The organism is Curtobacterium sp. MMLR14_002, assembly GCF_001864975.1.
Lineage (GTDB): Bacteria > Actinomycetota > Actinomycetes > Actinomycetales > Microbacteriaceae > Curtobacterium > Curtobacterium flaccumfaciens.
This window is the reverse complement of record NZ_MJGT01000001.1, coordinates 424,155-430,602: the sequence shown is the minus strand read 5'-3', so window position 1 is coordinate 430,602 and position 6,448 is coordinate 424,155. Positions and strand designations below refer to the sequence as shown.

The following is a 6,448-nucleotide window of genomic DNA, read 5'->3' as shown; positions in this document are numbered from 1 at the left end:
CCGGGCCTCCCGTCCGTCCCCGCGCACGTCCCGGGCCGCACCGCCGAGTGGTCACGAAGCGTCGGCTGCGCCGTCGCCGGGCGACGGAACGCGACCGCTCGGCGGACGTGAGCGGGGTGTCGTGACCGCTCGCGCCTCGCGCCGTCGGTCGGCCGAGCGGTCAGGACACGTCGGGTGGCCCCGGCCGAGTGGTCACGAAGCGTCGGCTGCGCCGTCGCCGAGCGACGGAACACGACCGCTCGGCGGACGTGAGCGGGGTGTCGTGACCGCGCGCGGCGCCGGACGGGAGGCCCGTGGCTGGCCCGCACCGGGCCTCCCGTCCGTCCCCGCGCACGTCCCGGGCCCGCACTTCGTGAGCAGCAACGGTCGCGTCCGGCACCGCGAACCGACCGTTGCTGCTCACGAAGTGTCCGTCGAATCGATTCGGGGACGCGTAGCGTGTCCGAGGTGACGACGGAGCGCAGCCTGGGACCGACGACGACCGTGCTGCCCCCGATCGTGCCGCTGGCGCTCATCGTCGGGGTCTCGCCGTTCGCGACGGACATGTACATCCCCGCGCTCCCGGCCATCGCGCGCGACCTCGACACGACGCCCGGCGCCGTGCAGCTGTCGCTCACGGCGTTCCTCGTAGCCTTCGCGGTCGGCCAGCTGCTCGTCGGACCGGTGAGCGACGGGATCGGTCGTCGGCCGATGCTCGTCGTCGGGACCGCCCTGTTCGCCCTCGCGTCGGTCGGCTGCGCGCTCGCCCCCGACGTCGTGACGCTGGTGGTGGCCCGCGTCGCCCAGGGACTCGCCGGAGCCGCGGGCGCCGTGGCCGGTCGGGCGATGGTGTCCGACGTGACGAGCGGCACCCGGATGGCGAAGGTGTTCGGCACGCTCGCGGCCATCAACGCGATCGGGCCGGTGGTGGCCCCGCTGGCCGGGGGAGCGGTGCTCACGGTCGGCACGTGGCGGCTCATGTTCGTCGTGCTGGCCGTGCTCGGCGCCGTGTTCTTCGTGGCCGTGGTCCTGCGGTTCCGCGAGACCCTGCCGCCGGAGCGTCGTGGTGGCGTCGGGTTCGCGGCGAACGGGCAGCGGATCCGCGAGCTCCTGGCGATCCCGCGGTTCCGGGCCTACGTGCTGAGCGGGGTGCTGTCGACGGTGGGGTTCTTCGCGTACATCGCGACGAGCTCGTTCGTGTTCCAATCGGAGTTCGGGTTCTCCGAGGGGCTGTACACGCTCGTCTTCGCCACGAACGCGTCGATGATGATCGTCACGACGCTGCTGTTCGGCCGGCTCGTCGGACGGTTCAGCGAGGACGCCCTGCTGACCCTGGGCCTGGTCGTCGGGACGGTCGGGGCCACCGCCGTGCTGGTGTCGGCGCTCCTCGGGCTCGGGCCGGTGCCGGTGTGGTGCGCCCTCGCGGTCGTGACGGCCGCGTGGGGCTTCGTCCTGCCGGCGGCGATGACCCGCACGCAGCACGTCGGCGCGGCGCACCCGGGCACGGCGGCTGCCCTGCAGGGCGGCCTGACCTTCGGCATCGGCGGTCTCGGCACCCCACTCGCCGGCGCCCTCGGCGGCACCGCGCTGGCGATGGGCGGGGTGATGGCAGCGCTGATGGCCGCGGCCGTCTTGGTCCAGGTGGCGGCGACGCGGCGAAACCGGTCCCACAACTGAGGGGCTGAGCCGGTAGGTTGCTGGTTGCAAGGCGCACCGATCTGAGGAGACCCACCGAGATGGACATCGTCGTACACGAGGCGGAGACCGACACCGCCGTTCTGGAGTGCAGCGGCCGGCTCAACATGGTCTCCGCGCCCACCTTCCGCGAGACCGTCGCCCAGATCGTCGGCAACGGGCGTTCGCGGCTCGTGGTCGAGCTCTCCGGGGTCGAGTTCATGGACTCCTCCGGCCTCGGCGCCCTGGTCGGCAGCTTGAAGACCGCACGCCAGGCCGGCGGCGACCTCCGCATCGCGGCACCGTCGGAACAGGTCCAGATGGTGCTCAAGCTCTCCAACATCGACAAGATCCTGCGGACGTACCCCGACGGGGACGCCGCGGTGACCGACTGGTGATGACCGCCCCCGTCGCCGAGCACATGCTCGCACTGGCGTGCCCCCCGGACGACGTGTCCGCCGTGCACGACTTCCTCGCAGGCGTCTGGCAGCACGAGCCGTCCGTCGCCGCCGAGGACCGGATGGCTCTCGAGCTCGCCCTGGTCGAACTCACCTCGAACGTCATCGAGCACGGCGCCCGCCCGGACGGTGTCTCGTGCGAGCTCCGGCTCGAGATCGGCGACGAGCGCTTCCAGGCGCTGCTGTCCGACGACGGGGTCGCGGCGACGGTGGATCCCGACGCCGCCGTGCTGCCCGACGACTTCGCAGAGGGCGGTCGCGGACTCGCCCTCGTCCGCATGGTCGTCGACGACCTGCGGTACGAACGCGTGGCCGACCGGAACCGCTGGACGGTGCTGCGCTCCCGGCACTGAGCGGGAGCACGGCCGTCATCGATCGGCCGAGTCGCAACGGTCGTCCGCCCAGCGCACTTCGTGGGCCGTTAACCGCAATGACGGGTCGGCGATTGTCGCGTTTCCCGGACACCGTGTCACGATTCGCGCGATGACTGTCGACCCCGATCCCCGGATCCGGTTCGAGACGTCCGGCGCCGGACTCGACGCGGCCGTGCAACTGTACGAAGAGGCCTACGAGAGCACGGGGTTCTCGGCGTCCCGGACCGATCGTCCGTTCGCGTACCGGTTCCAGGTCGTGGGCGACGGATCGATGACCTTCCGCTCCACCCGGTTCGACGGGCGGATGCAGGGCGAGGTCGAGGTCCCCGACGAGTACGTCGTGATGTGGACGTCGGACGGCGGCGGCCGCGTCGACGTCGGTCGCCAGGAGGTCGACTTCGCACCGGGGACCCCACGGGTGTTCCCGACGCGGCGTCCCTTCGTGTTCGACCTGCAGGACGTCCGCCAGAGCCTCGTGCAGTTCGACCGCACGTACCTGGAGGGCGTCGCCGCCGAGGTGCACGGCACCCGGCCCGGCCCCCTCGTGTTCGACCACACCGCAGCGCCCCGGCCCGAGGACCTCCGCGCCTGGAACGCCCGGGTGCAGCGCGCCGCGTCGATCGTGCTCGGCCCGGCGCCGCTGACCGAGCTGGCCCTCGCCGAGACCGTGCGGGAGACGGCGCTGGCGTTCCTCGACACGTTCCCGCACGAGACCATCGCCCCCGACGTCGCGCTGCCGCAGGGGGCCACTGGTCGTGTCCGCGAGGCCGTGGAGTTCATGCACGCCTTCGCCCACACGCCCGTGACCACGACCGACGTCGCCGAGCACGTCGGCCTGAGCGTCCGGGGGCTGCAGCAGGCGTTCCAGCGGCAGGTCGGAACGGCGCCGAACGCGTTGCTGCGGGGGATCCGGCTGGACCGCGTGCACGAGGAACTCCGCCGCGCGTCGGCCGGCGACCTGACGGTGGCGAGCGTGGCGTTGCGCTGGGGCTTCGCGCACCTCGGCCGGTTCTCGGCGGCGTACGCGTCCCGCTTCGGGCAGTACCCGCGCGACACGCTGCAGCAGCCCCGGGGCGCGGTCCCGCAGCTCTGAACAGGGCAGCGCACCGCGCGTCACACTCCGGAACGGTGCCTCGCCGGTTCGCTACGCTGCCCCGGTGAGCAGAGCGCGACCGTGGGTGATCGTCCCCGGCATCTGGAACTCGGACCCGGACCACTGGCAGTCCGTCTGGGAGCGGGAGCAGCAGGACGAGCGCGACGAGCACGACGAGAACGACGAGCACATCCAGCACGACCACCGCCCCCAGCAGCCCGCCGCCGTCCGCATCGCCCCCACCTCGTGGAGCGACCCGGACCCGGACGACTGGCGCGCCGCGATCTCCGAGGCCGTGGCCTCGTGCCCGGAGCCCCCGGTCCTCATCGCCCACAGCCTCGGTGTCCTGGCCGTCGCCGACTGGCTCGCCACCACGGCGGACGCTCCCGCGCTCGTCGCCGGTGCCTTCCTCGTCGCCCCGCCCGACCCGCTCGGCGACACGTTCCCGGACGAGGCATCGGGCTTCGTGGCGCCGCGCCCGGTGCCTCCGGCCCAGCGGGTCCCGACGCGCCTCGTCGTGAGCGACGACGACCCGTACTGCAGCGCGGACCGGGCACTCGTGTTCGCCGAGGCGATGGGCGCGGACGTCGTCCGCGTCGGTGCCCTCGGGCACGTGAACGTCGCGAGCGGCGTGGGGGACTGGCCCGCGGGCCGGGAACTGCTGCGGGCGTTCGAGGACGGCCTCCGCCCACCTCGGTGACGACGGGCGCGACACGCCGCTCACCTCCGCCGCGATATGGCAGGCGGTGCAGCGACACACCGCGGATGTCCCGCGTTTCGGCCCGCGCGATATTTATCCTTCAGACATGGAGACCCAGTCCGGCGCACGCACCCCGCTCGTGGACCCGTTCGGCCGCGAGCTCGAGGAGTGGCTCCGCGACGCACCGGCGACCCGTGCCCCGTACGTGCCGGACCTCGTCGTCCCGCCCGTCACCGGCCCCGTGCAGCGCCCCGGACACGCCGCGAGCAGCACCTCGACCGCCGACGAAGCGGTCGTCGACCCGACGACCGCCCCGGCGCACGTCGCCACCTCGACCCCGGCTGACGAGACGGCCCCGGCCGACGAGATCAGCCCGTCGGCACCCGCCGCCCCCGCGTTCCGCCGCGACCGCGCCCGCCACGCCGCGGTCTGCGCCCCGTCGTTCCCGGAGCCGCCGGAGCGTCTGGCCCTGCGCATCGAGGACCTCGCGGTGGAGGTGTCGTCGTCCACGGGCCGCAGCAGCATCGAGCGCATCGTCCTGCTCGAGGACGAGGTCCGCCGCCGTGACGAGGATCTGGCTCGCCTCGCCGCGTGGGAGGCCACCGTCGCCGGCTCGGAGGACCCCGAGGTGACGGCCGCCCGCGCCTTCGCCCACACCGTCTTCGCCGACCTACTCACCGACGCCGCCGCCGAGGCGGACCGCCGCGACCGTGCCGCAGCCCGCCGCGCAGCGACCGCGCCGGTGGCGCTCGTCACCCGGCCGGCACCCGTGCCGACCCGCGCAGCACCGAGCGTCCCCGCAGCAGCGCAGGCCGCACCCACCGCGGAAGCCGCGCCGGTGGTGGCACTCGTCACCCCGGAACGCGACGAACTCGTCCGACCGGTGCTGGGCCTCCCGGCCGTGTCCCCGGTGTCCGCGGCCACGCGACCCACCCCGCTCGTCCTGCCCGCCACCGGGCCGACGGTCATCGACCGCGCGGCCTTCGCCGCCGCGCTCACCGCGCACCAGGGCGTCACCGCGAGCACGCCGGTCGTCCTGCCGGACGCCGTCGCCGCACCCGTCGTCCCGGCCGCCGTCGTGGACGCGACGGAAGCCGACACCGACTCCGCCACGGCGGCAGCGCCGGCCCCGGCCGGCTGGTGGTCGCGACTCGTCGACCGGCTGCTCGGCCTGCTCGGTCGTCGCTGACGACCCGCAGCCGCGGTGCGGTCGGCTGCACCGCTTCCGGTCACCCCGCTTCCGGCTGCACTGCCTGGAGGCCCGGATCACCCCACACGGACCGGCTGCCCCGTGCGGGGCGGTCGCCTCGGTAGACTGACGGGATGCCGACGCTCCGCGAACTCCAGGCCGTGATCGAGGACCTGTGGCCCGCCGCCGGTGCCGAGTCGTGGGACTCCGTCGGGCTCGTGGCGGGCGACCCGGACGCCACCGTCGAGCACGTGCACCTCGCCGTCGATGCGGTGCCGGCCACCGCCCGTGAAGCCGTCGAACTCGGTGCCGGGCTCCTGCTCACGCACCACCCGCTGCTGCTCCGTGGGGTGACGACGATCGCCGAGTCGACCTACAAGGGCAGGGTCCTCGCGACGCTGGTGCGTGGCGGCAGCGCCCTGCTCGCTGCGCACACCAACGCCGACGTCGTGACGACCGGCACCTCGGCCGTGCTCGCCGACCGCCTCGGGCTGACCGAGCAGCGCCCGCTCGACGCCGGAGCCGACCCCGACACGGGCATCGGTCGCGTCGGCGTGCTGCCCGAGGGGACGACCCTCGGCGCCCTCGCCCGGAAGCTCGTCGACCTGCTGCCGCCCACGGCCACCGGGGTCCGCGTCTCCGGTGACTTCGACCAGCCCGTCCGCACCGTGGCGCTCTGCGCGGGTGCCGGCGACTCGTTGCTCGGCCACCCCGCCGTGCTCGGCGCCGACGTCTACATCACGAGCGACCTGCGGCACCACCCGGCCTCGGAGTTCCGCGAACAGGCGCTCCTCGGCGGCGGGCCGGCGCTCATCGACACCTCGCACTGGGCCACCGAGTGGCTCTGGCTCGACGTCGCCGCGGAGCAGCTGCGCACCCGGGCCGGGGTCCGCGTCACCGTGAGCGACCTCCGCACCGACCCGTGGGACTTCGCCGTCCTGCCGGCGGCCGAACCCACCACCCCCACAGAAGGAGCCTGAC

General features: G+C 74.1%; 7 protein-coding genes. All 7 read left to right on the top strand.

Annotated features, from left to right (window positions below; all coding sequences use genetic code 11):
- Window positions 1–447 precede the first annotated feature (447 nt).
- The 7 genes from BIU91_RS02045 (at window position 448) to BIU91_RS02015 (ending at window position 6,447) form a co-directional block, all read left to right on the top strand.
- A complete protein-coding gene (locus BIU91_RS02045) occupies window positions 448–1,656 on the top strand; it encodes a multidrug effflux MFS transporter (protein WP_253183662.1) in 1,209 nt (402 codons plus the stop codon).
- A 59-nt stretch (window positions 1,657–1,715) separates the two neighbouring features.
- Complete coding sequence (locus BIU91_RS02040; protein WP_017886068.1) at window positions 1,716–2,051, top strand: STAS domain-containing protein; 336 nt, start codon at window positions 1,716–1,718, stop codon at window positions 2,049–2,051.
- A complete protein-coding gene (locus BIU91_RS02035; RefSeq protein WP_035808261.1) occupies window positions 2,051–2,464 on the top strand; it encodes an ATP-binding protein in 414 nt (137 codons plus the stop codon). Before BIU91_RS02040 ends, BIU91_RS02035 begins: the two co-directional genes overlap by 1 nt.
- A gap of 130 nt (window positions 2,465–2,594) precedes the next feature.
- A complete protein-coding gene (locus BIU91_RS02030) occupies window positions 2,595–3,578 on the top strand; it encodes an AraC family transcriptional regulator (RefSeq protein WP_071403969.1) in 984 nt (327 codons plus the stop codon).
- Between the two features lie 64 nt (window positions 3,579–3,642).
- Window positions 3,643–4,278, top strand: coding sequence for an alpha/beta fold hydrolase (locus tag BIU91_RS02025; protein WP_071403968.1), 636 nt, complete (start codon window positions 3,643–3,645; stop codon window positions 4,276–4,278).
- 106 nt (window positions 4,279–4,384) lie between these two features.
- A complete protein-coding gene (locus tag BIU91_RS02020) occupies window positions 4,385–5,467 on the top strand; it encodes a hypothetical protein (RefSeq protein ID WP_071403967.1) in 1,083 nt (360 codons plus the stop codon).
- Between the two features lie 134 nt (window positions 5,468–5,601).
- On the top strand, window positions 5,602–6,447 hold the full coding sequence (locus BIU91_RS02015; protein WP_071403966.1) for a Nif3-like dinuclear metal center hexameric protein: 846 nt from the start codon (window positions 5,602–5,604) through the stop codon (window positions 6,445–6,447).
- The last annotated feature ends 1 nt before the right edge of the window (window position 6,448 follow it).